The 22,846-nt window shown below is 68.4% G+C and carries 23 protein-coding genes; 13 read left to right on the top strand and 10 right to left on the bottom strand.

Annotated elements, in window-relative coordinates; translation table 11 throughout:
• Positions 1-5: 5 nt before the first annotated feature.
• The 3 genes from AORI_RS81065 to AORI_RS81055 all read right to left on the bottom strand — a co-directional run bounded on the left by AORI_RS81065 (position 6) and on the right by AORI_RS81055 (position 2,684).
• Positions 6-419 (bottom strand): VOC family protein, encoded by a 414-nt coding sequence (locus AORI_RS81065; protein ID WP_016338251.1) that lies wholly within the window; start codon positions 417-419, stop codon positions 6-8.
• Between the two features lie 409 nt (positions 420-828).
• Positions 829-1,485, bottom strand: a complete 657-nt coding sequence (locus AORI_RS81060; RefSeq protein ID WP_005167029.1) for a response regulator — start codon at positions 1,483-1,485, stop codon at positions 829-831.
• Positions 1,482-2,684: a sensor histidine kinase gene (locus tag AORI_RS81055; protein WP_420806994.1), complete on the bottom strand. Its 1,203-nt coding sequence runs from the start codon at positions 2,682-2,684 to the stop codon at positions 1,482-1,484. The genes AORI_RS81060 and AORI_RS81055 overlap by 4 nt, the downstream gene beginning before the upstream one ends.
• 194 nt (positions 2,685-2,878) lie before the next feature.
• On the opposite strand from AORI_RS81055, the gene AORI_RS81050 reads away from it, so the two are divergent.
• From AORI_RS81050 to AORI_RS81000, 11 genes are all read left to right on the top strand, one after another.
• Positions 2,879-4,402 (top strand): dynamin family protein, encoded by a 1,524-nt coding sequence (locus AORI_RS81050; RefSeq protein ID WP_123799217.1) that lies wholly within the window; start codon positions 2,879-2,881, stop codon positions 4,400-4,402.
• Positions 4,403-4,446: 44 nt separating this feature from the next.
• The gene (locus tag AORI_RS81045; RefSeq protein ID WP_016338247.1) at positions 4,447-4,926 is read left to right on the top strand and encodes a YqeB family protein; all 480 of its coding nucleotides are present in this window, start codon (positions 4,447-4,449) and stop codon (positions 4,924-4,926) included.
• Complete coding sequence (locus tag AORI_RS81040; protein WP_016338246.1) at positions 4,923-5,579, top strand: TetR/AcrR family transcriptional regulator; 657 nt, start codon at positions 4,923-4,925, stop codon at positions 5,577-5,579. The genes AORI_RS81045 and AORI_RS81040 overlap by 4 nt, the downstream gene beginning before the upstream one ends.
• Before the next feature lie 38 nt (positions 5,580-5,617).
• Positions 5,618-6,103, top strand: a complete 486-nt coding sequence (gene grpE / locus AORI_RS81035; protein ID WP_016338245.1) for a nucleotide exchange factor GrpE — start codon at positions 5,618-5,620, stop codon at positions 6,101-6,103.
• Positions 6,100-7,935 (top strand): dynamin family protein, encoded by a 1,836-nt coding sequence (locus tag AORI_RS81030; RefSeq protein ID WP_016338244.1) that lies wholly within the window; start codon positions 6,100-6,102, stop codon positions 7,933-7,935. Before grpE ends, AORI_RS81030 begins: the two co-directional genes overlap by 4 nt.
• 91 nt (positions 7,936-8,026) lie before the next feature.
• Positions 8,027-8,758, top strand: a complete 732-nt coding sequence (locus AORI_RS81025) for a hypothetical protein (RefSeq protein WP_016338243.1) — start codon at positions 8,027-8,029, stop codon at positions 8,756-8,758.
• 394 nt (positions 8,759-9,152) lie between these two features.
• Positions 9,153-10,976, top strand: coding sequence for a phosphoenolpyruvate carboxykinase (GTP) (locus AORI_RS81020; RefSeq protein ID WP_016338242.1), 1,824 nt, complete (start codon positions 9,153-9,155; stop codon positions 10,974-10,976).
• Positions 10,977-11,061: 85 nt separating this feature from the next.
• Positions 11,062-11,934: an LLM class F420-dependent oxidoreductase gene (locus tag AORI_RS81015; protein WP_016338241.1), complete on the top strand. Its 873-nt coding sequence runs from the start codon at positions 11,062-11,064 to the stop codon at positions 11,932-11,934.
• Positions 11,931-12,536: an ABC transporter ATP-binding protein gene (locus tag AORI_RS81010; protein WP_016338240.1), complete on the top strand. Its 606-nt coding sequence runs from the start codon at positions 11,931-11,933 to the stop codon at positions 12,534-12,536. Before AORI_RS81015 ends, AORI_RS81010 begins: the two co-directional genes overlap by 4 nt.
• On the top strand, positions 12,530-13,777 hold the full coding sequence (locus AORI_RS81005; protein WP_016338239.1) for a DUF6297 family protein: 1,248 nt from the start codon (positions 12,530-12,532) through the stop codon (positions 13,775-13,777). The genes AORI_RS81010 and AORI_RS81005 overlap by 7 nt, the downstream gene beginning before the upstream one ends.
• A gap of 75 nt (positions 13,778-13,852) precedes the next feature.
• On the top strand, positions 13,853-14,428 hold the full coding sequence (locus AORI_RS81000; RefSeq protein ID WP_016338238.1) for an EndoU domain-containing protein: 576 nt from the start codon (positions 13,853-13,855) through the stop codon (positions 14,426-14,428).
• 250 nt (positions 14,429-14,678) lie between these two features.
• Here the strand turns inward: AORI_RS81000 and AORI_RS80995 are convergent, their stop codons facing one another.
• Together AORI_RS80995 and AORI_RS80990 are read right to left on the bottom strand one after the other, a co-directional pair.
• A complete protein-coding gene (locus tag AORI_RS80995) occupies positions 14,679-14,954 on the bottom strand; it encodes a helix-turn-helix domain-containing protein (protein ID WP_016338237.1) in 276 nt (91 codons plus the stop codon).
• Positions 14,955-15,258: 304 nt separating this feature from the next.
• The gene (locus AORI_RS80990) at positions 15,259-16,875 is read right to left on the bottom strand and encodes an alpha/beta hydrolase (RefSeq protein WP_016338236.1); all 1,617 of its coding nucleotides are present in this window, start codon (positions 16,873-16,875) and stop codon (positions 15,259-15,261) included.
• Between the two features lie 204 nt (positions 16,876-17,079).
• Here AORI_RS80990 and AORI_RS80985 point away from each other — a divergent pair, with 204 nt between their 5' ends.
• Positions 17,080-17,358 carry a DUF3311 domain-containing protein gene (locus AORI_RS80985; RefSeq protein ID WP_037334291.1) on the top strand — a complete coding sequence of 93 codons (279 nt, stop codon included), beginning with the start codon at positions 17,080-17,082 and terminating at the stop codon, positions 17,356-17,358.
• Positions 17,355-18,998 (top strand): monocarboxylate uptake permease MctP, encoded by a 1,644-nt coding sequence (gene mctP, locus AORI_RS80980; RefSeq protein WP_016338234.1) that lies wholly within the window; start codon positions 17,355-17,357, stop codon positions 18,996-18,998. Before AORI_RS80985 ends, mctP begins: the two co-directional genes overlap by 4 nt.
• Here mctP and AORI_RS80975 read toward each other — a convergent pair whose 3' ends face one another.
• The 5 genes from AORI_RS80975 to AORI_RS80955 form a co-directional block, all read right to left on the bottom strand.
• The gene (locus tag AORI_RS80975; protein WP_016338233.1) at positions 18,999-19,619 is read right to left on the bottom strand and encodes a hypothetical protein; all 621 of its coding nucleotides are present in this window, start codon (positions 19,617-19,619) and stop codon (positions 18,999-19,001) included.
• Between the two features lie 288 nt (positions 19,620-19,907).
• Positions 19,908-21,122 (bottom strand): RNA polymerase sigma factor, encoded by a 1,215-nt coding sequence (locus AORI_RS80970; RefSeq protein WP_016338232.1) that lies wholly within the window; start codon positions 21,120-21,122, stop codon positions 19,908-19,910.
• 7 nt (positions 21,123-21,129) lie between these two features.
• Positions 21,130-21,486: a YciI family protein gene (locus AORI_RS80965; RefSeq protein WP_016338231.1), complete on the bottom strand. Its 357-nt coding sequence runs from the start codon at positions 21,484-21,486 to the stop codon at positions 21,130-21,132.
• A gap of 58 nt (positions 21,487-21,544) precedes the next feature.
• Positions 21,545-21,820, bottom strand: a complete 276-nt coding sequence (locus AORI_RS80960) for a hypothetical protein (protein ID WP_016338230.1) — start codon at positions 21,818-21,820, stop codon at positions 21,545-21,547.
• A gap of 1 nt (position 21,821) precedes the next feature.
• A complete protein-coding gene (locus AORI_RS80955; protein ID WP_016338229.1) occupies positions 21,822-22,745 on the bottom strand; it encodes a bifunctional helix-turn-helix transcriptional regulator/GNAT family N-acetyltransferase in 924 nt (307 codons plus the stop codon).
• Positions 22,746-22,846 lie beyond the last annotated feature (101 nt).

Here is a 22,846-nt window from a genome sequence, read left to right as displayed (position 1 = left end):
GGGGGCTACTTCCTCCCGGCCAGCACGTCCAGGTAGTGCTGGTTGAACATGACGCCGAGGACGTTGCCGAACGGGTCCACGACGGCCGCGGTCACGAAGCCCGGCCCTCGCTCGATGATCGGCTCGTACTCCTTCGCGCCCTTCTCCAGCAGCTTCGCGAAGGCCTCCTCGACGTTGTCGACGGCCCAGTTCGCGATGGCCCCGCCGGGGCCGGGCTGGGCCGACGGCGGCCGGAAGTCCCCGCGGACCAGGCCGAACTCGTGCTGGTAGTCGCCGATCCGGAACTCGGCGTACGCCGGCGTGCCGTCGGGGCCGTTGCGGACGAAGTACGGGTCGAGTCCGAAGAGGCCGGAGTACCACTCGATCGCGGCGGTCAGGTCGTCGGCGTAGAACGTGGTGGTGGTGAGACCTCGCAGCATTTCCTTCTCCTCAGGTAGTGGCTCTGAGAACAAGGATCCACCGCAAAGTGCTCACCGAATGACCACTTTTCCGAACTCACGTGATTGAAGGCGGAACACGCCCGAGCCGGCTCCGCACCGCGTGTTCCGGCGAGAATCACGCGAGTTACGCCTCCGATCACGCGAGTTACGCCTCCAAGCACGCGTGATCCGGTTTTCGAAGGGACTCGTGAGTGGCGAGACTTGCTCTGCGACACCACCAGTCACAGCAGGTGCGCGTGAAGGCCCCCTTCCCTCGGCTCAGCCGAGGAAACTCGACCTTCACACCTTCCCCAAGTACATGAAGGCCCCCTTCCTTGCGTCAGGCGCAAGGAAGGGGGCCTTCATGTACTTGCATGAGCGAGCGAGTGTGACAGTGGCGCAGTGAGGCTCAGGTGACCCCGGGACGCGCCAGCCCGGTCTCGTAGGCGAGCACCACGGCCTGCACCCGGTCGCGCAGGTCCAGCTTCGACAGGATCCGCCCGACGTGCGTCTTCACCGTCGCCTCGGACAGGAACAGCGTCTCGGCGATCTCCAGGTTCGAGAGGCCCTTCGCGATCAGCACGAGCACCTCCCGCTCCCGTTCGGTGAGGACGTCCAGCTCGGCCGCGTCGCGCATCGGCTTCCCGCCGCCGCCGACGAACCGGTCGAGCAGCCGCCTGGTCACCGACGGCGAGACCACGGCGTCGCCCGAAGCGACCGCCCGCAGCGCCGACACCAGGTGATCCGGCTGCGTGTCCTTCAGCAGGAAACCGCTGGCGCCGCCCTGCAACGCCGAATAGACGTACTCGTCCAGATCGAACGTCGTCATCACGAGCACTCGCGCCGTCCCGGCCTCGACGATCCGCTTCGTCGCTTCGACCCCGTCCAGCACCGGCATCCGGACGTCCATCAGCACGACGTCGGGCCGCAGTTCCTCGGCCAGCCGGATGGCCTGCGCGCCGTCACCCGCCTCACCGACGACATCGATGTCGGCCTGCGCGCCCAGGACCATCCGGAACCCGACGCGCATCAATTCCTGGTCGTCGACGACCACCACCCGTATCACGTCGCCAACCTAACCGGGAGCCTCGCGTGCACCTGCCACCCTCCACCGGGAGCGGGGCCGACCTCCAGCGTGCCGCCGAAGACGTTCGCCCGTTCCCTCATTCCGATCAATCCGTTCCCACCGGGGACGGTGAGCTTTCGCGGCGGCGCGGTGTGCGCCGCCACCTTCGTCGCCACGGGCACCAGCTGTTTCGCGCGGCCGGCGCCGTCGTCGGTGACCTTGACGTCGATCACGTCGGCCTCGCGGCGCACCACCACCTCGGCCTGCGCGCCCTGGCCGGCGTGTTTCAGCGTGTTCGTCAGCGATTCCTGCACGATCCGGTACACGCCGAGGGAGACACCGGCGGGCAGCCCGGCCAGCGCTTCCGGCCCGATCGCCAGCGTCACCGGCACCCCCGCCTGGCGGATCCGGTCCGCCAGGTCGGTCAGCGCGGTGGCGTCCGGCTGCGGCACCCGCGGCTCGTCGTCGCCGTCGCTGCGGAGCACGTCCAGCAGGCGCCGCAGTTCGGCGAGCGCGCCGCGGCCGGTCTCCGAAATCGTCTGCAGGGCCCGTTTCGCCATCTCGGGATTCCCGTCGACCGCGTAGGACGCGCCGTCGGCCTGCACGACCATCACGCTCACCGCGTGCGCGACGACGTCGTGCAGCTCACGGGCGATGCGTCCGCGCTCCTCGCCGACGGCGATCCTGGTCGCCTGGTCCCGTTCCGTCTCAAGCAGATGCAACCTGGCTTCCACCTCCTCGTGATAGGCGCGCCTCGCGCCGGCGAACTCACCGAGCGTCCAGCACAGCGCGGTGGAGAAAAGGGCGATGATCGCCAGGATCCACACGTCCTCCGGTGTGTCGATCCACAGCTGGAGCCCCGAAACGACGACGGTCGCCAGCAGGTACAGCAGCCCCTGTTTGCGCCCGACGTACACCAGCACCGAGTAGATGCTGATCATCATCGCGAACGCGCTGGCCGCGCCCAGCTCCAGCGCGCTGTGCGGGATGCCGATCAGCAGCAGGAGATACGCCGACCACAGCGTCGCCTTCCGCCGGAAGACCAGCGGGGCGACCATCGCGATGTCCAGCGGCAGGACCACGTACCAGGGCGGCATCGGGACTTCGGGAGTCTCGGCCGCCGCCACGAAGAACAGCAGGTCCGTGAGCAGCAGGGCGACGGCGATGAAGCTGTCCCCGGCCATGGGGTGGGCACGCATCCAGAGGCTTAACCGTCGCACCTGGTAACACTATGTCGGGCGATGCCGTTCGCGCGTCGGTCGCCGGTACCACCTTCGGTGCGACCCGAGGATGAGCGGCATGGCACGATTCTCCTCGGCGTGCTCGACGACTGGGAGGGGTGGGCGCCGTGACCTCAGCGACGGAGCAGGGCCGTCTCGCCGGTCCGTTGTCGATGTCGGTGGCGAATCTCTGCCATCGCCTCCAGCCCCAGGTGTCCGCGCGGACCGCGGCGGGCTTCGCCGAAGTACTGCGCAGGCTGGGCGGCCCGCTGCAGGTCGCCGTCGCGGGCCGGATCAAATCGGGGAAGTCCACCCTGGTCAACGCCCTGATCGGGCGCCGGGTCGCGCCGACCGACGTCGGCGAGTGCACCCGGCTGGTCACCCGGTTCCAGTACGGCACGGTCGACCGCGTCGAGATCGTCTTCAACGACGGCCGCAAACAGGTGCTGCCCTTCTCCGCCGACGGGATGATCCCGGCCGAGCTGGGCATCGACATCGACCAGGTCTCGCATATCGAGGCGTATCTCACCAACGCGGTCCTGCAGGGCATGACCGTCATCGACACCCCGGGCCTCGGCTCGCTCGACGCCGCTTCGGTGTCGCGGACCGAGGAGCTGCTGGGCGCGGCGAAGCACCGCAAGCCCGACGATGACGACGAGGAGGAAGAAGGCTCCGACGAGCTGGACGACACCTCGCGCAACGCCGTCGCGGGCGCGGAGGCCGTGCTCTACGTGGTCACGCAGGGCGTGCGCGCCGACGACCAGCAGGCGCTGGCCGCGTTCACCGCCGCGACCGCGAGCCGCGACGCGGGCCCGGTCAACGCGATCGCGGTGCTCAACAAGGCGGACACCATCGCGCCGGAGTCGGTCGAAGGCTCGGGCGGCGACGTGTGGAAGGCCGCGACGCTGCTGTCGGAGAAGCAGGCCTCGACGCTGAAGCCCCGCGTCGCGGACGTGCTGCCGGTGATCGGGCTGATCGCGGAGTCGGCCGAGTCCGGCGGGTTCACCTCCCCCGACGCCGAGGCGCTGCGCCAGCTGGCCGAGATGGACGACGACATCCTCGAGACCATGCTGATCTCGGCGGACATCTTCACCAGCTGGGAATGCGACGTCGCGGCGGGCACCCGGCTGCGGCTGCTGGAGAAACTGGACCTGTTCGGCATCCGGTACGCCGTCGAGGCGATCCGCAAGGAACCCGAGATCACCGCGGGCTCGCTGCGGCGGAAGCTGCTCGACGCCTCCGGGCTCGAAGCCGTCCGCCAGCGGCTGAGCATCGTCTTCGCCGCCCGCGCCGATGGCATCAAGGCCGCCGCCGCGCTCGCTTCGGTCACCGCGCTGGCCCACGCGTCCGGCGATCCGGCCGAGCGGCAGCGCGTCCACGACGCGATCGAGGTCCTGCTCGCCAAGCCCGAGGCGCATCAGCTGCGGCTGCTCGAAGCGCTCACGCTGGTCGCGTCCGGCGCGGTCGACATGCCCGAGGACCTGTCCGAGGAGGTGCTGCGGGTCGGGAGCAACGCCGACATCGGCGCCCAGCTCGGCAAGCCGGGCGCTCCCCGCGCCGAGCTCGCCGCTCACGCCCTCGAACGCGCCGGCTGGTGGCGCTCCTTCGCGTCCTTCGGCGCGACGCCCGCCCAGAGCCGCGTCGCGCACGTCGTGCACCGGGCCTACTTCCTCATCTGGCAGCAGATTCGCGACTGACCTCCCGCATTGATAAACCGAGCGCTCGGTCTAATAATGAGCGCATGGAAACGATCGTCGACGAGCCCCAGTGGCTGCGCACGGCCTCCTGGATCGGCTGCCCGCTGGCGGGGGCGGCCCTCGGCTGGTTCCTCCAGTCGATCTCGGGCTGGGTGGCGTCCCTGAGCTGGGTCCCGTTCAAGGGCCCGTTCAAGCTCGTCTCGGAGATCCCCCAGCCTTGGGGCACGGTCACCGGGATCGGCGTCGGTCTCGTCGCCGGCCTGCTGTTCGCCGCGGTCTGGGCGCACGAGCGGCTGATCGTCAAGGTGACGCCGGCCCGCATCACGCTCACCACCAAGGGCCGCAGCCGCGCGTACGAAGCCGAGCTGGAAGCCGTCTTCCTCGACGGCAAGGAGCTCGTCCTCCTCGCCGCCGACGGCAGGGAACTGGTGCGGCAGAAGGGCGACGTCGACCGCAAAGCCGTCGCCAAGGCCTTCCTCGACCACGGCTACCCGTGGCTCGACGAGGCGCCGGCGGTGAAATGAGGACGGTCGATCCCGCCAAGCGCGAGGCCAAACGCCGCGCGATCCTCGACGCCGCCGCCGGCTGTTTCGCGATGAAGGGCTTCGAGAAGACCACGACGGCGGAGATCTGCCGCGCGGCGGGCATCAGCACCGGCAGCCTGTTCCACTACTTCCCGAACAAACGCGCGGTGTTCGTCGGCATCTTCGAGCAGGACGCCGACGAGACCGCGGCGCTGCTCGCGGCGGCCGGGGATATCGAGGATCCGTGGGAGTCGGTCCTCCACGTCGTCGTCCAGGTGTCCGAACAACTTCTGCACCCGGTCGCGGCCAAGCTCGTCCTCGAGGTCGCCGCGCAGTGCTCCCGCGACGCCGACCTCGCCCGGCTCATCCAGGGCAACGACCGCGCCCTGCGCGACGGGCTCACCCGCCTCGTGACGCGGGCGGTGGACGCGGGCCGGATCGACCCCGGGTTGCCCCCGCGGACGGTGGCCAGCTGGCTCGTCGCGTTGGTCGACGCGCCGCTTTCCCGCGTGATTCTGGAGCCGGACCTCGATCCGGCGGCGGAACTCGCGGTGATGAAGGAGCTGATCGCCAGATTCCTTCGTCCCGTTCTGGCGATTCCGGCCCCGGCGGCCGGGCGGGTGGCCGACACTGGTGAAATCTCTCCGGGCTGATCGGTAAGCCCGGGACATCAGTTACGGGGGTCGAATCGGTGGGTGCCTGGCTGCGCAAGAAGGCGGTCGACGAGGAAAATCCGGACGATGTGCCGACCGGCCAGATCTCGGCGGCGATCATCGCCGAAGCGGACGGCGAGACTTCGCGATCCGAGGGAACCACGGAGGTCGAAGCCGCGTCGAAACCCGATGTGGAGTCCACGACCACGGGTCCGGCCGACCTCGAACAGGCTCTCGCCGACAGGCAGGCACTGATCCAGATGTGCCTGTACGCCCTCGATCGCGCCCGCAGCGGCGGTGTCGTCGAGCGGCTCGAACACGGTCTCGCCGCGATCGGCGTCCGTGCCCTGCGTCCGGACGGCGAGCGGTTCGACCCCGCCGTGCACGAGGCGGGCGGCGCGGTCGCCACCGAGGATCCGGCACTCGAAGGGCTCGTCGCGGAGACCGAGGTCGTCGGTTTCGCCGATCACGACCGGGTGCTGCGCGCGCCGATCGTCATCGTCTACGCGAAGAAGGCACAGTGACCGCTCCGAGCGCGGCGGCCAATCTTCCCGCGGTCGTGAAGAGCACTCGCGAACAGCTGCTCACCGTCGTCCGCGAAGCCGATCCCCAGGCCGCGAAATGGGTCGAGGACATCCGGAAGGCGCGGCCGAAGAAGCCGTCGGTCGTGGTGGTCGGCGAGACCAACCGCGGCAAGAGCTCGCTCGTGAACGCACTCCTGTCCATGCCGGGACTGTCCCCTGTGGACGCCGACGTCGCCACGGCGACGTATCTCGTCTTCGAGCACGCCGAGCAGTGGTCCGCGCAGGCCTGCTACCCGGGCCAGCTGGCACCGGTGCCGATCAACCTGAACGACCTGATCCACTGGGTCTCGGCCGCGCACGAGCTGCCGGAAGGGCAGATCCCGCCGCGGTACGTCGAGGTCTCCGGCCCGGTCCCGCTGCTCGAGCGGGTGTCCATTGTGGATACCCCGGGCGTCGGCGGGCTCGATTCGATGCACGGCGAGCTGGCGAAGGAGGCCGCCGCGGGCGCCACCGCGCTGCTGTTCGTCGTCGACTCCTCCTCACCGTTCACCGCGCAGGAGCTCCAGTTCCTGCACGACATGGGTGAACGCGTCGAGACCGTGTTGTTCGCGCTGACCAAGACCGACCAGTTCCGCGGCTGGCGCGAGGTGCTCGAAGCCGACCGGCGGCTGCTCGCCGAGCACGCCCCCCGGTTCGCCGACGCGGTGTTCCACCCGGTGTCCGCGCGCATGTTCGAGACGGCGGCCAAGGCCCCGAACGAGCAGATGGCCATGATGCTGCGCGAGAAGGCGGGTATCGCCGCGCTGCAGGGCGCGTTGCAGGAGATGCTGGTCGGCCGGTCGGCGATGCTGGGCGAGGCCAACACCCTACGGGCGCTGTCGAGCGCGCTCGGCGAACTCAAGGCGAAACTGCAGGCGGAGAGCCGCGCGCTGTCCGCCGGCGAGGCCGAGGCGGAGCAGTTGCGCCAGCGCCGGGACGATCTGACCACCGAGCGCCGGTCTTCGACCCGCGGCTGGCAGCTGAAACTGCGCGCGGAGATCCAGCGGACCCGTGTCGAGGTCGGGCACGAGACCAGCAGGCAGATGCGCGACGCGTCGACCCACTTCCGCCAGCGGATCGACGGCGCGAAACGGGACGAGCTCGCCGCGCTGCCCCAGCAGGTCGACATCGCGCTGCAGACGACGTCGCAGCGGATCTCGATGCTGCTCTCCCAGCGGCTCAACCAGGTCACCAACGTCGCGCTTTCGGAGCTGTTCTCGGCCGAAGAGCTCGACATCATCCGCGGCCAGTTCGCCAGGGCGGGCGGCCCGCCGGTCGTGCTGCGCCCGCCGGACAAGAAGCCGCCGACGGCCGAGGACAAACTGCTCATCTTCATGGGGGTTTCCGGCGGTCTCGGCGCCGGGAAGGTCGCCGCGCTCCCGCTGGCCGGCGTCGCGATCCTGAACCCGGTGATCCTGCCCGCCACGATCGTCATCGGGCTCGGCGCCGGCTGGTGGATGGCGCGGACCCGCAAACACGCGTCGGACAAGCAGCACATGAAGCAATGGCTGGTCGAGGCGATCGCCGACGCGCGATCCACGTTGGACCAGCTCGTCGCGGAACAGCTGATCGAAGCCGAACAGCAGCTTTCGATGGCGCTCGACGAAGCCCTCGGCCGCCGCATCGACGCGATCGAGGCGGAGCTGAAGGAAGTCGACAAGACGATCAAGATGGGCGCGCAGGAACGGGCGAAGAAGATCTCGGTCGTCGCGAAGCGCCTGAAGGACGTCTCGGACGGCCGGGACCGCGCTGAGGCACTGCTCGGTCGCATTCGGTCACTGCGCGACGCCTGACCAGGGTGGTCCTGTTGTGGACCGGAACCGAACCGGCTTACGGTGAGTCTTAAGCTTCGACACACCAGCAGGTCAACGAGGGGGTTATCCCATGTGGGTCGACGAGAGCGGCGGCACGGACACCGAATCGGGCTCCACCGAAGCGGTCACCGTCCACGTCGACGGCGAGGAGTACCAGGCCGAGCTCAACTACGACCTCGACAAGGACGGCGTGAACGACGCCGCGGTCATCCAGCACGAGGACGGCACCGGCCAGGCGTTCGTCGACAGCGACGGTGACGGCGAGGCCGACCAGTACGCGGTGCTCGACGAGAACGGCAAGGTCGTCCAGGAAGCCGTCTACGACGAGGCGTCCGGCTCCTGGGTCGAAGCGGGTGGCGGCGGCAACGACGACGGTTCCGACGCGGGTACCAGCGGCACCATGCACGCCGACATGCCCAGCGGCGACGTCGAGGTCGGCCCGCCGACCGTCGACACCAACAACGACGGGACTCCGGACACCGCCATCGTCCACACCGAGGACGGCCGCACGATCGCCTTCACCGACAAGGACGGCGACGGCAGCGCGGACATCGCGGTGGAGACCGACGCCTCCGGCAACTCCAAGACCTACGAGCACACCGGCCCCGGCCAGTGGACCGAGGTCGGCAGTGGCCTGGTCAGCAACGACATCGACTCGGCCTTCACGAGCGCTCCGGCGGCCGAAGGCAACACGGCAGCCGACCCGGCGGGCGACGCCGCGTGGGGTGGCGAGGGCACCGAAACACTCGAAGGAGTGGCGAAGATCGATTCCGCCACCGGTCAGTGGATCAGCCCGAACTGAATCCTGAAATGGCCTGGACCAATACAAGAATGGTTTAGTCCATTTTACCGGCAATAAATGTAATCCTGGTCACAGGGCAGCCCGGCACGAGACCTCGTGCCGGGTTTTCTCATGTCCGATTCGTCCGAGGGCTGTGCGATCGATCACCGGAAGAATTTTTGCGTATGGCCCATTCCGGTGATACTGAATCGATTCCCTTATCGTTCTTGTGAGAGAACCGACAGGTCAGCTCTCGGTTACCTGCCGGTCATCCGGCTACTCTCGGGGAATCCCAAAACCTGCACGCCGGTCTTCTCGCCGGTGTGCGAAGCCATTCGGTCGCCGGCATCGAAGCCCGCATCGGAACAGCGTCGTTCCCGGTGTGGGCTTCTGCCGTCGGAAGTCAGGAGAAGAGATGACCGCAGTCGCCATCCCCGGACTGGAAAATGCGCCGACGACGCACAGTGGCGTGCTGTCCTGGGTCCGAGAGGTCGCCGAACTGACCACTCCGGACCGCGTGGTGTGGGTCGACGGGTCCGACGAAGAGGCCGCCCGGATCAACGCCGAGCTGGTCTCCGCCGGCACGTTCGTGCAGCTCGACGCGAAGCCCAACTCGTACTGGGCGGCTTCCGACCCGAATGACGTCGCCCGCGTCGAAGAGCGCACCTTCATCTGTTCCGAGAACGAAGAGGACGCCGGTCCCACCAACAACTGGATGGACCCGGCCGAGATGAAGGCCACGATGACCGAGCTGTACCGCGGGTGCATGCGCGGTCGCACGATGTACGTCATCCCCTTCTGCATGGGTCCCCTGGGCGCCGACGACCCCAAGCTCGGCATCGAAATCACCGACTTCGCCTACGTCGTCGCCTCCATGCGCGTGATGACCCGCGCCGGCAAGGCCGCGCTGGACAAGTTCGTCACCGAGGACGGCACCGAGCGCGAGTTCGTCCCGGCCCTGCACTCCGTCGGCGCGCCGCTGGAGCCGGGCCAGGAGGACGTCTCCTGGCCGTGCAACACCACCAAGTACATCTCGCATTTCCCCGAGACGCGCGAGATCTGGAGCTACGGCTCCGGCTACGGCGGCAACTCGCTGCTCGGCAAGAAGTGCTACTCGCTGCGCATCGGCTCGGTCATCGCCCGCGACGAGGGCTGGCTGGCCGAGCACATGCTGATCCTCAAGCTGATCTCGCCCGAGGACAAGGTCCACTACGTCGCGGCGGCGTTCCCGAGCGCTTGCGGCAAGACCAACCTCGCCATGCTGCAGCCGACCATCCCCGGCTGGCGCGCCGAGACCCTCGGTGACGACATCGCGTGGATGCGGTTCGGCGAGGACGGCCGCCTGTACGCGGTGAACCCCGAGTTCGGCTTCTTCGGCGTCGCGCCGGGCACCGACTGGCACACCAACCCCAACGCGATGCGCACCATCGAAAAGGGCAACACGGTCTACACGAACGTCGCGCTCACCGACGACGGCGACGTCTGGTGGGAGGGCATGGGCGACAAGCCCGAGCACGCCACCTCCTGGAAGAAGCAGGACTGGACGCCGGAGTCGGAAGAGAAGGCCGCGCACCCGAACTCGCGCTACTGCACCCCGATGTCGCAGTGCCCGATCCTCGCGCCGGAGTGGGACGACCCGAAGGGCGTGCCGATCTCGGCGATCCTCTTCGGCGGCCGCCGCAAGACCACGGTCCCGCTGGTGAACGAGGCCCGCGACTGGCAGCACGGCGTGTTCATGGGCGCCACCATGTCGTCGGAGACCACCGCGGCCGCCGCCGGCGCGGTCGGCAACGTGCGCCGCGACCCGATGGCCATGCTGCCGTTCCTCGGCTACCACGCCGGTGACTACTTCAAGCACTGGCTGGACCTCGGCAAGAACGCCGACGCGAACAAGCTGCCGAAGATCTTCTACGTCAACTGGTTCCGCCGTGGCGACGACGGCCGCTTCCTGTGGCCGGGCTTCGGCGAGAACTCGCGGATCCTGAAGTGGGTCATCGACCGCGTCGAGGGCAAGGGCAACGCGAACGAGACCCCGGTCGGCTTCGTGCCGAACGCCGAGGACCTCGACACCGAGGGCCTCAAGGAGCCGCTGGCCGACATCCAGGCCGCGCTGGACGTCTCCGCCGAAGAGTGGCGTCAGGAGCTGCCGCTCATCGAGGAGTGGTTCGAGAAGATCGGCGACAAGGTCCCGTCGTCGCTGCGTGACGAGCTGGACGCGCTGAAGCAGCGCCTCGGCTGATCGCCCGAACGCCGGAGAAGGCCTCATCCTCGGAGTCATTCCCGAGGATGAGGCCTTCTTCTTGCCCGCTCGGTACCGTGGCCGCATGGTCGAATTCGGCGTCAACATGGTCGTCCCGGAAAGCCGTGCCGCGTGGGTCGAAAAGTGCCGCAAGGCCGAGGATCTCGGCTTCGACGTGATCGGTGCGGCCGACCATCTCGGCATGGCACCGCCGTTCCCGGCCCTCGTGCTCGCCGCCGAGGTGACGGACCGCCCTCGGCTCAACACCTTCGTCATCAACACCGCCTTCTACAACCCGGTGCTGCTGGCCCGCGACGTCACCGGCACGGACCAATTCACCGAAGGCAGGCTGGAGCTCGGCCTGGGGGCCGGTTACGTGAAGGCCGAATTCGAAGCGGCGGGAATGGAGTTCCCGCGTGCGGGCAAACGCGTGGACCATCTCGAAAACACCATCAAAGTGCTGAAAAGGCTCTATGCCGACGAAAACCACAAACCACCGACGGTGCAGAAACCCGGCCCGCCGCTGATGATCGCCGGCCGTGGCGACAGGCTCCTCAGCCTCGCCGCCGAACACGCCGACATCATCGGCTTCACCGGCACGGCGGCCGTTCCCGACGGTGGCGCGCTCGCCGTCGACGACGCGGCCGGAATCGAAGAGCGGGTGAACTTCGTCCGCGGGAAACTGAACGGCCGCACGGTCGAATTCAACATCCTCTCGCATTTCGTCGCCGTGGTCGAAGATCGGCGACAGGGATTGGAAAGCCTGCGGGAGCTGCTCGACGGGAAGCTCACCGTCGACCAGCTCGCCGAACTGCCGACGGCCCTGGTCGGCACCCACGAGCAGATCGCCGAACAGATCCTGGCGCATCGCGAACGCTTCGGTTTCACCTACTTCACCGTGCTGGAGCACAACATGGAGGCGCTCGCGCCGGTGATCGAATCCTTGCGCGGCCAATGATCGACGTACGCGGGCTCGGCGTCCAGGCCGGGGAGCACTGGTTGTTCGACGGCCTCGACTTCGAGGTCGAAGCGGGCGAATGCGCGGTCATCGTCGGCCCCAACGGGGTCGGGAAATCGACCCTGCTGCGGTGCCTGTACGGAACGCAGACGCCGCAGCGCGGCCGGGTCGTCGTCGCGGGCGGGAAACCCGACGAACGCGATGTTTCCTTCCGCCGCAAGGTTTCCGTGCTGTTCGACGATTCCGACTTCTTCGCCGAGCTGACCCCGCTCCAGCATCTCGAACTGCTGGAGGGTTCGTTCGGCGCCGATCTCGGCGATCACGACGCGCTCCTCGCGGACGCCGGGCTCGCCGAGCGGGCGAAGGTCACCGCGGGCAAGTTCTCGGCCGGGCAACGCCGCCGGCTGCTGCTCCTCGGCGCGACGGCGCGACCGCACGACGTCCTCCTGCTCGACGAGCCGGAGCGGGCGCTCGACGTCGCCGGGAAGGAATGGCTGACGTCGTTGATCAAGCGTTCGACCTCCGCCGGAGCCGCCGTCGTCGTGGCCACGCATCATCCGCCGCTGCTCGAAGCGGCCGACTCCACCCTCGAGTTGTGGTGACCACGAAAGCCCCCACGCATGTCCCGGGACGACAGCGCTTCGGCGGACTGCTCAACGGCGACTACCAGACCTTCCTGGCACTGTTCGGTTTCGGTGCGCTGTTCACCGCCTTCCAGAATCTGCCGAAGCTCCGCGATTTCCTCTTTGGACAGTCCGTTGTGGACTTTCCGGCGGTCTTCGGGTTGCTGATCGTGCTGTGCGCGATGTTCTGGCGCGGTCTGCTCCGCCGCGGCTTCGTCTGGGCCGAACCGGCGGCCCTGACGTGGATGGACTTCGCCCGTGTCGACAGGCGCCGCGTCGTGGTCAAGCGGATGTGGACGCTCTGGGCCGGGCTGGTCCTGGTGGTCGGCTACACCGGCGCGCTGGTCACCGCGATCGGTGGCGGGGCGAAGGACGTGTGGATCGCGATGTCGGCGTTGACCGCCTCCGGCGCGATCCTGGCCGCCGTCACCGCGCGGCGGACGGCGATCCGCGGGGAAACGCTCGCGCCGGTCGTGCTCGCGGTCGCCGGCCTGGCGTTCGCGGCCGCGGGCCTGGGCCCGGTCGCCGTCGAGGTGCTGGCCGGTGCCCTGTTCGTGGTGGCGGTCGCGGTGGCTTTCGGCGGCGAGCCGATGTCCGGGGTCGGCCGTCAGGAGCTCGTCGACGGCTGGAACGCGCGGCTCCTGCGGGCGATGGCCGCGGTCTTCATGGATCCCATGCTGCTGATCCCGGAGTCGAAGCCGGTGCCGTGGCTGTCGCTGCGGCGTCCGACGACGCTGCGGCTCGCCTGGGCCGGGGTGCTCGGCCGGGCGCGCTACGCGGCGGCGAGTGTGGTGATCGCGTGCCTGGTGGGTGTCGCGCACCTGGCCTTCCCGGCGATCCCCGCGGCGGCGCTGTTCACGCTCGGCGCGTACGCGGCGCTCGTTCCGTTCGTCGGCGGACTCGGCGAACTGTGGCGCAACCCCGGCCGCAGGCGGTGGCTCGGCGCGTCCGACTGGGAGTTGCGGCTGGTCAACGGGCTGGTGATCGCGCTGCTCGGGCTCGCCTGGGGGATCCTGCTCGGCCTGGTGACCCTGCTCCTCGGGGTGGCACCGGTCTGGCCGGTGTGGCTCGCGATCCCGCTCGCGGTCTTCGCCGCGTTGCGGACGGCGACCCGGCCGCCGATGAACTACGACGTCAGCGGCGGGGCGGCCGGGCTGCAGGCCTTGCGCGGGGTCGACGTGCTCGTCGTCGGCGCCGTCTTGCTCAGCGTGATCGCCTGAGGTCACCCGTTCCCGCGTTCGGATCATCCGGATACTCCGAACGCGGGTTACCCTCGATGCGACGAAAGGAGCACGATGGGCGGCGGGCACGCACCGGGAAAGGGGCGGCGGGCGACCAGCGAGTTCCCCGCGGGCTGGACCGACGAGCAGATCATCGCGGTGATCAAGGACGTCGCGAACGATCCGAGCGAACCCCGCCTCAGACTCCACAACGGCCGCTGGCGCTGCGCCGGCGAACGGTACGGCGTGCACCTGATCGTGCTGGTCGAAGACAACGGCCACGTCAAGACGGGCTATCCGGTGGCGGGCCCCGGCGTGGTCCGCAACCCCGACACCGCCGCCGACCCGGCGAACCCGACCGTCGCCGACCTCGCCGCCGGCCGGATCAGTTTCTTCGGCGACAGCCTGCTCGACCAGATCGGCGACCGGATCGCACCGGACCTCCTGGCCTTCTACCGCACGCTGCACTGGTCGGGCGAGTGGGAAGAACTGGCCGACGTCCTCGTCGCGCACGCGATGCACGAGAACCTGCACCTCGGCGTGGACGAATACGCCACCTTGGACAGCCTGCTGAACAGCTTCGACCTGCCGATCGACGGCTTCCTATACCTGAACGACCGGGCACACGCCCTGGCCGCCCTGCGCCCCTGATCTCGGCGTCACCCGCGTACCCCACCCCCCACCCATCCCTGGGGGGCGCGCCCTGCACCAGCGTATCGGCGGTGGGGGACGGGAACGGGGTGGAACGTGATCGGGGGCGGTAGTTGTCCACAACGGCGGGGCCCTGTGGAAAGTGGGACGAAGGGGACCTTGACCGCATGCGATGCGGCGAAAGCGTCCTTCACCCGCTTCTCGTGTACGCCCACCGCCCACCGCTCATGAAGCGGTGCGGAAGCCCTCGTCAACTCGCTTCGGCGACCTCTTCGGCGCCGCCCTCGGCGGCCGAACGCAGCGCGTCCAGCGGCAGCGCGACGGCGTCCGCGATCGCCATCACCGTGAAGAAGGCGGGCGTCGGGATCCGGCCGGTCTCGATCTTCCGGAGCGTCTCCACCGAGATCCCGGCCTCCGCCGCGACCTCGACCATGCTCCGCGACGACGCCGCGCGCGCGTCCCGGAGCGCCAGCCCCAGCCGCTCGCCGCGCTCGCGTTCCTCATCCGTCAACGGCACTCGCACCATGAGCCCAATACTAATACCGCTCACGGCCACCTGTGCCGATCGGCCGCACTCGCGCACGCCGCGCGTCTGTGTTCCCAGTCCGTGAAGGCCTCCTTAAGGGACCCAGAGTCCCTCAAGGAGGCCTTCACGGACAAAGTCCGGTAGGTCCTTAAGGCACCTGAACAGTTTCCGAATCGACCCACCCGACCCAGGCCGCACAGAGTTACCCCCAGCCTGTGGACAACTCTGTGCACAGGTGGTGGACAACCCCAAGAAAAGGGCCCCGCCGAGCCGAAACTCGACGGGGCCACAATCCCTAGTGGCTTCAGGCGCCCGCGGGCACCGGAAGTGGGAGTCCGGGGAGGCTCTGGTCGTTCGGCACCTTGCCGTCGACGAGGAAGTCCTCCACGACCTTGTCCACACCCGCGTTGCCGCCGGCGTAGATACCGTGGTCGCCTTCACCGGTCACGGTGATCATCCGCGAACCGGCGAACGCGCGGTGCGCACGGGTCGCGCCCTCGATCGGGGTCGCCGGGTCGTTCACCGACTGGACGATCAGCACCGGCGGGACGCCGCGGCCGTCGAGCTTCGGCAGGTCGACCGGCTTGTTCTTCCAGAAGATGCACGGCTGGATCAGCCAGCCCGCGCCGAGCAGCGGCAGATCACGGTCGATCAGCTTCTGCGACTGGCGGATGACGCTGTTCCGGTTGCCGTACCACGGGCCCTCGTTGCAGGGGATGGTCCAGAAGCTGGCGTTGTACGAGTCGCCGTCGGTCGGGACGAACAGCGGCTGCGGGCCGATGACGCCGTCACCGTCGACCGTCTCGGCCTTGACCTTCTGCGCGGCCGAGGACTTCTGCTGCTGCGTCGAGGTGCCCTCGGTCAGCGTCTTCAGGTTGACCAGGTAGTCGGCCAGCGCCGGGAAGTTGCGCTTCGAGTAGAGGTACGAAGCGATGGTCGAGTCGAGGGCGTTGGCCGAAACCGGGACGCCGTCCACCTCCACCGGGTTCTGGGTCAGCGCGAAGCGGACCTTCTCGTACGTCTGGCGGGCGGCCTCACCGGTCTTGCCGAAGCCGTAGAGCTTGTCGTACTTGCCCATCCACGGCAGGAAGTCCTGACGCCAGCGGCGCTCGAAGCCGAGCGGCTGCCCGTCGAACGAGTTCTGCCAGGTGGTGGTGAACTCGGTCGAGGAGTCGAGCAGGAAGCGGCCGGTCCGGGTGGGGAACTGCTGCGCGTAGTGCGCGCCCATCCAGGTGCCCGCCGAGTAGCCGACCCAGTTGATCTTGTCGCGGCCCAGGAGGACACGCAGCAGGTCGATGTCGCGGATGGTCTGGGCGGTGTTGATGAGCGGGCCCAGCTCGCCGGACTTCACCTGGCACGAGTCCGCCGCGTACTTGGTGGCGTCCAGGATCAGGTTGAGGTTCGCCCGGCTGCGGTCGCGCGGGTCCAGGTCGGAGCCGGTGCCGATCGCGTTGCCGCAGGTGATGTTGGTGCTCTTGCCGGTGCCGCGCGGGTCGAGACCGATGATCTCCTGGTTCGCGCGCAGCTTCGTCTGGTTACGCAGGCGAGCCGGGAAGTTACGGCCCGGAGCGCCGGGGCCACCCGGGTTCGTGATGACACTGGCCGTCGCTTTGCCGCTGGTGGCGGCGAGGCGGCTGACGGCGATCGTCAGGTCGATGGCCTCGTTCGTCTTGTACCAGTTGCGCGGCGCGCGGTAGGTCGCACACTCGATGTTCTCGGCCCCCGGAGGCGGCGCGGACGGCAGCTCGCTGGCGGTGCACTTGTGCCAGTCCAGCTTCTGGTCCGCGTACTTCGCCGGAATGTTGGTGGAGTTCAGCGGCTGCTGCCCGGCAGCCTCCGGACCTGCGAACGCAGGCGTGAACCCGGCCAGCATGGTGCCGGCGACAGCCGGGATCACCACCGCATAGCGGAGTTTCTTCATCCGATGCCCCTTTGATGTTGCGTGCGAAGTTCCTGTTCGCGACTTGCGGCTATTGATATCCGCCGGGGACTCCGACGGCAACCGCCCTTCGTCGTATGAGGTGGCGCTGATCAAATCGATATCCGGCACGCGTGACCCGGGCGGGTGAGAGGTTCTAGGGTCATCGGGTCGATCCGGGGGTACGGGAACGTTAGGTGAGGTCCGATGGCGTCAGGTAAGGCAGACGGGAAGGTGAGGGGTTTTCAGTTCAGCCCCTGGAACCTCCTGTTGATCATCCCGTTGCTGGTGCTGATCACGTCCTTGTTCAATTCGGACGGTCCCCGGCTGTTCGGGATGCCGTTCTTCTACTGGTTCCAATTCGTGTTCGTGGCGGTCGGCGTCCTGTGCACTTGGATCGTCTACGTGATGACCAAGGACAAGCCGACCAGTGAGCGTCCCGACCGGCTGTCCGTGGACGAGCTCGACGAGGGGGACGTCAAGTGACCGACATCCAATGGCCCGAGCTGATCATCTTCACGATCCTCTTCGCGGTGGTCACCGTGCTCGGCTTCGTCGCTTCGCGCTGGAAGGCCGGCAACACCCTCGACCACCTGGACGAATGGGGTCTCGGCGGCCGCAAGTTCGGCTCGTGGATCACCTGGTTCCTGCTCGGCGGTGACCTCTACACGGCTTACACGTTCGTGGCCGTCCCGGCGCTGATGTTCAGTGCCGGCGCGATGGGCCTGTTCGCGCTGCCGTACACGATCATCGTCTACCCGATCGTGTTGATGCCGGCGCTGCGCATGTGGTCGGTCTCGCGCGTCCGCGGTTACGTCACGCCCGCCGACTTCGTCCGCGGCCGGTTCGGTTCGCCGACGCTGGCACTGCTGATCGCGATCACCGGCATCGTCGCGACGATGCCGTACATCGCGCTGCAGCTCGTCGGCCTCGAGGCGGTCCTGCGGACCATGGGCATCAACGGCTCCGGCATCGTCGGCCACCTGCCGCTGCTGGTCGCCTTCATCATCCTGGCGGTCTACACCTACCAGTCGGGCCTTCGCGCGCCCGCGCTGATCGCGTTCGTCAAAGACATCCTGATCTACCTGGTGATCATCGTCGCGATCATCTACCTGCCCTCGAAGCTCGGTGGCTGGTCGGCGATCTTCGACGCGGCCGACGCGAAATTCGACAAGACGCCGTCGCCGGCGGACGGCATCCTGCTCAACACCAACAACCAGTTGCAGTACGCCACGCTGGCGCTCGGTTCGGCGCTCGCGCTGTTCCTGTATCCGCACTCGCTCACCAGCGTGCTCGCCTCGCGCGGCCGCAGCGTGATCAAGCGGAACATGGTCGCGCTCCCGGCGTACTCGCTGGTCTTGGGCCTGCTGGCGCTGCTCGGCTACGTCGCGATCAGCGCCTCGGTCAAGCCGATCACCAACAACGCCACCGGCAAGCCCGACACGAACACCGTGGTCCCGGTGCTGTTCGACTCGCAGTTCTCGTCGTGGTTCGCCGGGATCGCGTTCGCCGCGATCGGCATCGGCGCGCTGGTGCCCGCGGCGATTATGTCGATCGCGGCGGCCAACCTGTGGACCCGCAACATCTACAAGGAGTACATCAAGAAGGACGCGACGCCGGGCCAGGAGGCGAAGCAGGCCAAGCTCGCTTCGCTGATCGTGAAGTTCGGCGCGGTGGCGTTCATCCTGTTCATCGACCCGCAGTTCTCGATCGACCTGCAGCTCATCGGCGGTGTGCTGATCCTGCAGACGTTGCCCGCGGTGGCTATCTCGCTCTACACGCGGTGGTTCCATCGCTGGGGCCTGATCGCCGGCTGGGTGGTCGGCATCGGGTGGGGCATGATCATGCTCTACAACATCCCGAACCCGGCGACCGGCAAGGCGCATTTCGGTGGCTCGGCGCTGAAGCTCGGGGACCTGTCGATCTTCGGCTGGCACCCGCTCAGCGGCTCACAGCTGCAGATCTACGTCGGGTTCGTGGCGCTGATCGCGAACCTGCTGGTCGCGGTGATCTTCACGGTGATCGCGCGGCGGCTGAAGGTCTTCAACGGCACGGACGACACCGAGGCCGAGGACTACCACGCCGACGAACACGACAAGGATCTCCGCGAAATCGGCGTCCACTAGTCACCGCATCGAAGGGGCCGCGTCCTGCCGGGACGCGGCCCTTTTCGTGGCCGCGGTCGCCGCCAGGTAGAGGGTGAGGCCGTTCAGCAGATGCCAGAGGAAGTGCGTTCCGGCGGGGAAGCTCCCGCAGACCGTGTGGTCGGCCGTGCGGAACGAAAGGGACACTCCGAAAACGCCCGCGGCGAGGGCGAACCTGCGGCGGTGTTCACCCCTGAGGACGACCGCGAAGATCACGAGCCCGAGCAAGGCCGAGAGGTACAGCCCGCCGCCCAGCGACGCGACGACGGCGGTGAAGGCGAGGAACACGGGGATGCCGAGCCACGACAGCCCGCGGCGGACGCCGAAGAACAGATGCGGGAACACGGCGGCGTAGTACAGGACGAACACCAGGATGAAGCCGGTGTCGGCGGCCGCGGACCAGCGGGTGGCGAGCAGGTGGAAGGCCGTGCTGCCGAGGAACACGAGCCCGATGAGGACGGCGAAGACGCGGCCCCTCGGCTGCCGCCAGACCGCGATCGCCGCGATCAGGAACGCGAGATTGCTGAGACTGTTGAGCGCCTCGCCCCAGAGGCCGGGGGCGAGCCGTTCGCAATAGCCGTCGACGTACGCCGTCCAGTTCACTCCCCCAGGTAACCGTGCCCGCGTGAACTGAGGGTGTCTTCCGCGCTGGACGTGTCACCCGCCGGATCTCCGAGTCCTGAAGGGACCCTTTGAGACGCTCAACGTCCCAAAGGCCCCTTCGAGACACCCACGCCGAGTTGTCCACATCCACCCGCCGTTGTGGACAACTCGGCCCCCTGGACCGCCGGACCCCACCCCGCGTCACCCCCTCCCGATACGCTGGTGCGGGGCGCGCCCCCCTGGGAGCGGTGGGGGTGGGGTACGCGCGGGGAAGCGAAAAAAGTCTGGTCAATCGGGTGAGCAGGCCGCCAGGCGCCGGGTCAGGAAACGCCGCTGCGGTTCCGAGCAGGGCAGCGCGAGCGCTCGCCGGTAGTGCTCGGCGGCCCGCCCGGGGTCGCCGGCCCGCAGCCACAGCGCGCCGAGGACGGCGGGTAGCAGCGTGTAGTCCGGCAGGTCGGCCTCGACGGCTTCGAGTTCGGCGATCCCGGCCGCCGCACCGTCCACCATCGAAAGCGCGATCGCGCGATTCAGCCGCGCCACCGGCGACGGCCGCAGCGCCAGCAGGTCGTCGTACAGGCCGACGATCCGGCGCCAGTCCGGCGACGAAGCCGTGCCGTGGCACAGCGCGATCGCCGCTTCGACGTGATACGCCGACATCTCCGGCCCGGTGCACGCCCGCTCGAACAGCCGCGTCCCCTCGGCGATCATCGCGTGATCCCAGCGGTCGCGGTCCTGCTCCTCGATCAGCAACAGGTCACCGTCCCGGTCGACCCGCGCGGGCAGCCTGCTCCCCTGCAACAGCATCAGCGCGACCAGCGCCCGCACCCTCGGCAGATCCGTCTTCGGCTCGGCCAGCAGCAGCCGCCCCAGCCGGATCGCCTCGCCGCACAGTTCGCCGCGCACCGCGACCTCGCCGGTGGTCGCGTCATAGCCCTCGTTGAACAGCAGATAGAGCACGGCCAGCACACTGTCCACTCTGGACTCAAGCGCGTCCGGACCCGGCAGGGTGAGCGGCTTCCCCGACTCCCGCAGCCATTTCTTCGCCCGCACGAGCCGCTGCGCCACGGTCGCGGGTTTCGTCAGCAGGGCCGCCGCGATCTCGTTCACCCCGAGCCCGCCGACGGTCTTCAGCGTCAGCGCCACCTGCGAGACCTTCGGCAGCGCGGGATGGCAGCACAGCAACATCAACACGAGTTCGTCGTCCGTACGCCCGTCGGCTTCGTGGCCGTTCAGCTCCACGAGCCGCGGTAGCAGCGCGCGCAAGGTCTGTTCGCGCCGGACGACGTCCATCGCCCGGTTCCTCGCCGCCCGGAACAGCCAACCGCGCGGATTGTCCGGCACGCCGCTCTGCGGCCAGGTCCGCAGCGCCTGCTCCAGCGCGTCGGCGACGGCCTCCTCGGCCAGGTCCAGGCGTTCGGGGCCGAGCGCCCTGGCCAGCGTGGCGACGATCCGCCCGGCACTGTGCCGGAACAGGTGCTCCACCACACCGGCCGGGCGGCTCATGACGGACTCAGTCCTCACAACCGCGTTCGCCGATCTTGCGCACCTCGATCGGCCCGAACCTCAGATGCGGATGCGTCGCGAAGATCTTCTCCGCCTGGTCGAGGTCCACGGCCTCGATCACCTGATAGCCGCCGACGATCTCGGTGGCTTCGGTGTGCGGCCCGTCGGTCGCGCCGACCTCGCCGCCGGAACCGCGCAGCACCCGGCCGCCCCTCGACAGCCCGCCACCGCCGACGAAACGGCCTTCCTTCGTGCGTTCGTCCGCCCAGGCGATGTAGCTCTCGAGCACGCGTTGCGCCTCGTCGGGGCCGAGGTGATCGTGCGAATCCGACTGGGACCGCAGGAAACCGACGTAGTTGGGCATGGTGTCCTCCTTGGGGAATCGATGGCCCCTAGACGAACGAGCCCCCGGCGAATCGACATCAATAACGGAAGAGCCGGTCGTGCAGTTCACGCTGCCGCGCGAACCAGGCACTAAGCCTGGTCCGGCGGCGACGGCGTTTCAACACCTGCTGGACTTCGCGCACACAGGGTTCTTCAGGCGCGAAGGATTTCCCGGTCAGCAGGACGGCGTAGTGGCCGTCCGGGCAGCGGCCGGAAACGGAGATCATGCCCGGGGTCAGGTCGTCGACGAAATCGATCGAGCCGATCCCGACCACGGACCGCCGATCGCAGACGGGGCAGTAGACGACGAACACGTCACAGCTCCAGCCGCCAGGTCTGCCCGGTCAGCTCGTAACCGAAGCCCGTGATCGTCTCTTCGCTCACCAGCTGAAAGCCGGCCTTCCGGTAGATCGCCCGCGCCGCCTCCAGCAACGAGACCGTCCAGAGCTCCATCGCCGGGTAGCCCGCCGCCCTCGCGAACTCGACGCATTCGGTGACCAGGCGTTTCCCGACACCCCGCCCTCGTGCGGCCGGTTCGAGGAGCAACATCCGCAGCTTCGCGGTGACGCCGTCTTCGGCGGGCATGCAGAAGATGCTGCCGACACGCTCGCCGTCGAGTTCGGCGATCCAGCCCGCTTGGCGCGGATCGCCGCGCCTGTCGACGTACTCCGCGACGACGCGGGCGACGAGTGCTTCGAAGCGTTCGTCCCAGCCGTACTCGCGGGAGTAGAGGGCGCCGTGGCGGTGGACCACCCAGCCGAAGTCACCCGGCCGGGGCGGGCGCAGGACCAGCGTGGGATCCGCGGCGCGCTCGCCGACCAGCGAGGTGATCGTGTCCATGGCACCGAGCAGCCGTCGCTGCTCGTCGTCCCCGAACCGGCCGAGGAGAGTGCCGATCCTGCCCACCGACCGTTCGTCGAGGACGGCGAAGGCCTTGCGGCCGTTCTCGGTCAGCCGGACGATCTGACGGCGGGCGTCCTCGTCGCTGCGTTCACGGGTGAGCAGGCCGCGCCCCTCGAGCCTCGCGAGCAGCCTGCTCGCGTACCCGGCGTCGAGGTCGAGACGTTTGCGCAGGTCGGTGACCTGGGTCTGATCCTGCTGCGCGAGTTCGAAGATGACCCTGGCTTCGCTCAGGGAGTACTCGGCGTCGGCCGGCCCTTCGTCGAGGACGCCGATCACGCCGGTGTACAGGCGGTTGAAGGCCCGGACGGTCGCCACCCGGTCTGCGGATCGATTCATTTGACCACCTCAACAGATTCGTTGACGAAGTCAAGTGTTACTCCGCGAAGCGGTGAAGGCAAGAAATCTTTCGGGTCCGGACATATGGAAACCCCGTGATG

Source organism: Amycolatopsis keratiniphila, from assembly GCF_000400635.2.
Lineage (GTDB): Bacteria > Actinomycetota > Actinomycetes > Mycobacteriales > Pseudonocardiaceae > Amycolatopsis > Amycolatopsis keratiniphila.
This window is presented reverse-complemented; position numbering and strand designations above follow the sequence as displayed.

Excerpts from the sequence above, each read along its gene's own strand:
- AORI_RS81045 (WP_016338247.1), top strand. The coding sequence starts at position 4,447 with ATGGAAACGATCGTCGACGAGCCCCAGTGGCTGCGCACGGCCTCCTGG.
- AORI_RS81025 (WP_016338243.1), top strand. The coding sequence starts at position 8,027 with ATGTGGGTCGACGAGAGCGGCGGCACGGACACCGAATCGGGCTCCACC.
- AORI_RS81020 (WP_016338242.1), top strand. The coding sequence starts at position 9,153 with ATGACCGCAGTCGCCATCCCCGGACTGGAAAATGCGCCGACGACGCAC.
- AORI_RS81050 (WP_123799217.1), top strand. The coding sequence starts at position 2,879 with ATGTCGGTGGCGAATCTCTGCCATCGCCTCCAGCCCCAGGTGTCCGCG.
- AORI_RS80990 (WP_016338236.1), bottom strand. The coding sequence starts at position 16,875 with ATGAAGAAACTCCGCTATGCGGTGGTGATCCCGGCTGTCGCCGGCACC.
- AORI_RS80970 (WP_016338232.1), bottom strand. The coding sequence starts at position 21,122 with ATGAGCCGCCCGGCCGGTGTGGTGGAGCACCTGTTCCGGCACAGTGCC.
- AORI_RS80985 (WP_037334291.1), top strand. The coding sequence starts at position 17,080 with ATGGCGTCAGGTAAGGCAGACGGGAAGGTGAGGGGTTTTCAGTTCAGC.
- AORI_RS80995 (WP_016338237.1), bottom strand. The coding sequence starts at position 14,954 with ATGGTGCGAGTGCCGTTGACGGATGAGGAACGCGAGCGCGGCGAGCGG.
- AORI_RS81040 (WP_016338246.1), top strand. The coding sequence starts at position 4,923 with ATGAGGACGGTCGATCCCGCCAAGCGCGAGGCCAAACGCCGCGCGATC.
- AORI_RS81000 (WP_016338238.1), top strand. The coding sequence starts at position 13,853 with ATGGGCGGCGGGCACGCACCGGGAAAGGGGCGGCGGGCGACCAGCGAG.
- AORI_RS80965 (WP_016338231.1), bottom strand. The coding sequence starts at position 21,486 with ATGCCCAACTACGTCGGTTTCCTGCGGTCCCAGTCGGATTCGCACGAT.
- AORI_RS81065 (WP_016338251.1), bottom strand. The coding sequence starts at position 419 with ATGCTGCGAGGTCTCACCACCACCACGTTCTACGCCGACGACCTGACC.
- AORI_RS81010 (WP_016338240.1), top strand. The coding sequence starts at position 11,931 with ATGATCGACGTACGCGGGCTCGGCGTCCAGGCCGGGGAGCACTGGTTG.
- AORI_RS81055 (WP_420806994.1), bottom strand. The coding sequence starts at position 2,684 with ATGCGTGCCCACCCCATGGCCGGGGACAGCTTCATCGCCGTCGCCCTG.
- AORI_RS80955 (WP_016338229.1), bottom strand. The coding sequence starts at position 22,745 with ATGAATCGATCCGCAGACCGGGTGGCGACCGTCCGGGCCTTCAACCGC.
- AORI_RS81015 (WP_016338241.1), top strand. The coding sequence starts at position 11,062 with ATGGTCGAATTCGGCGTCAACATGGTCGTCCCGGAAAGCCGTGCCGCG.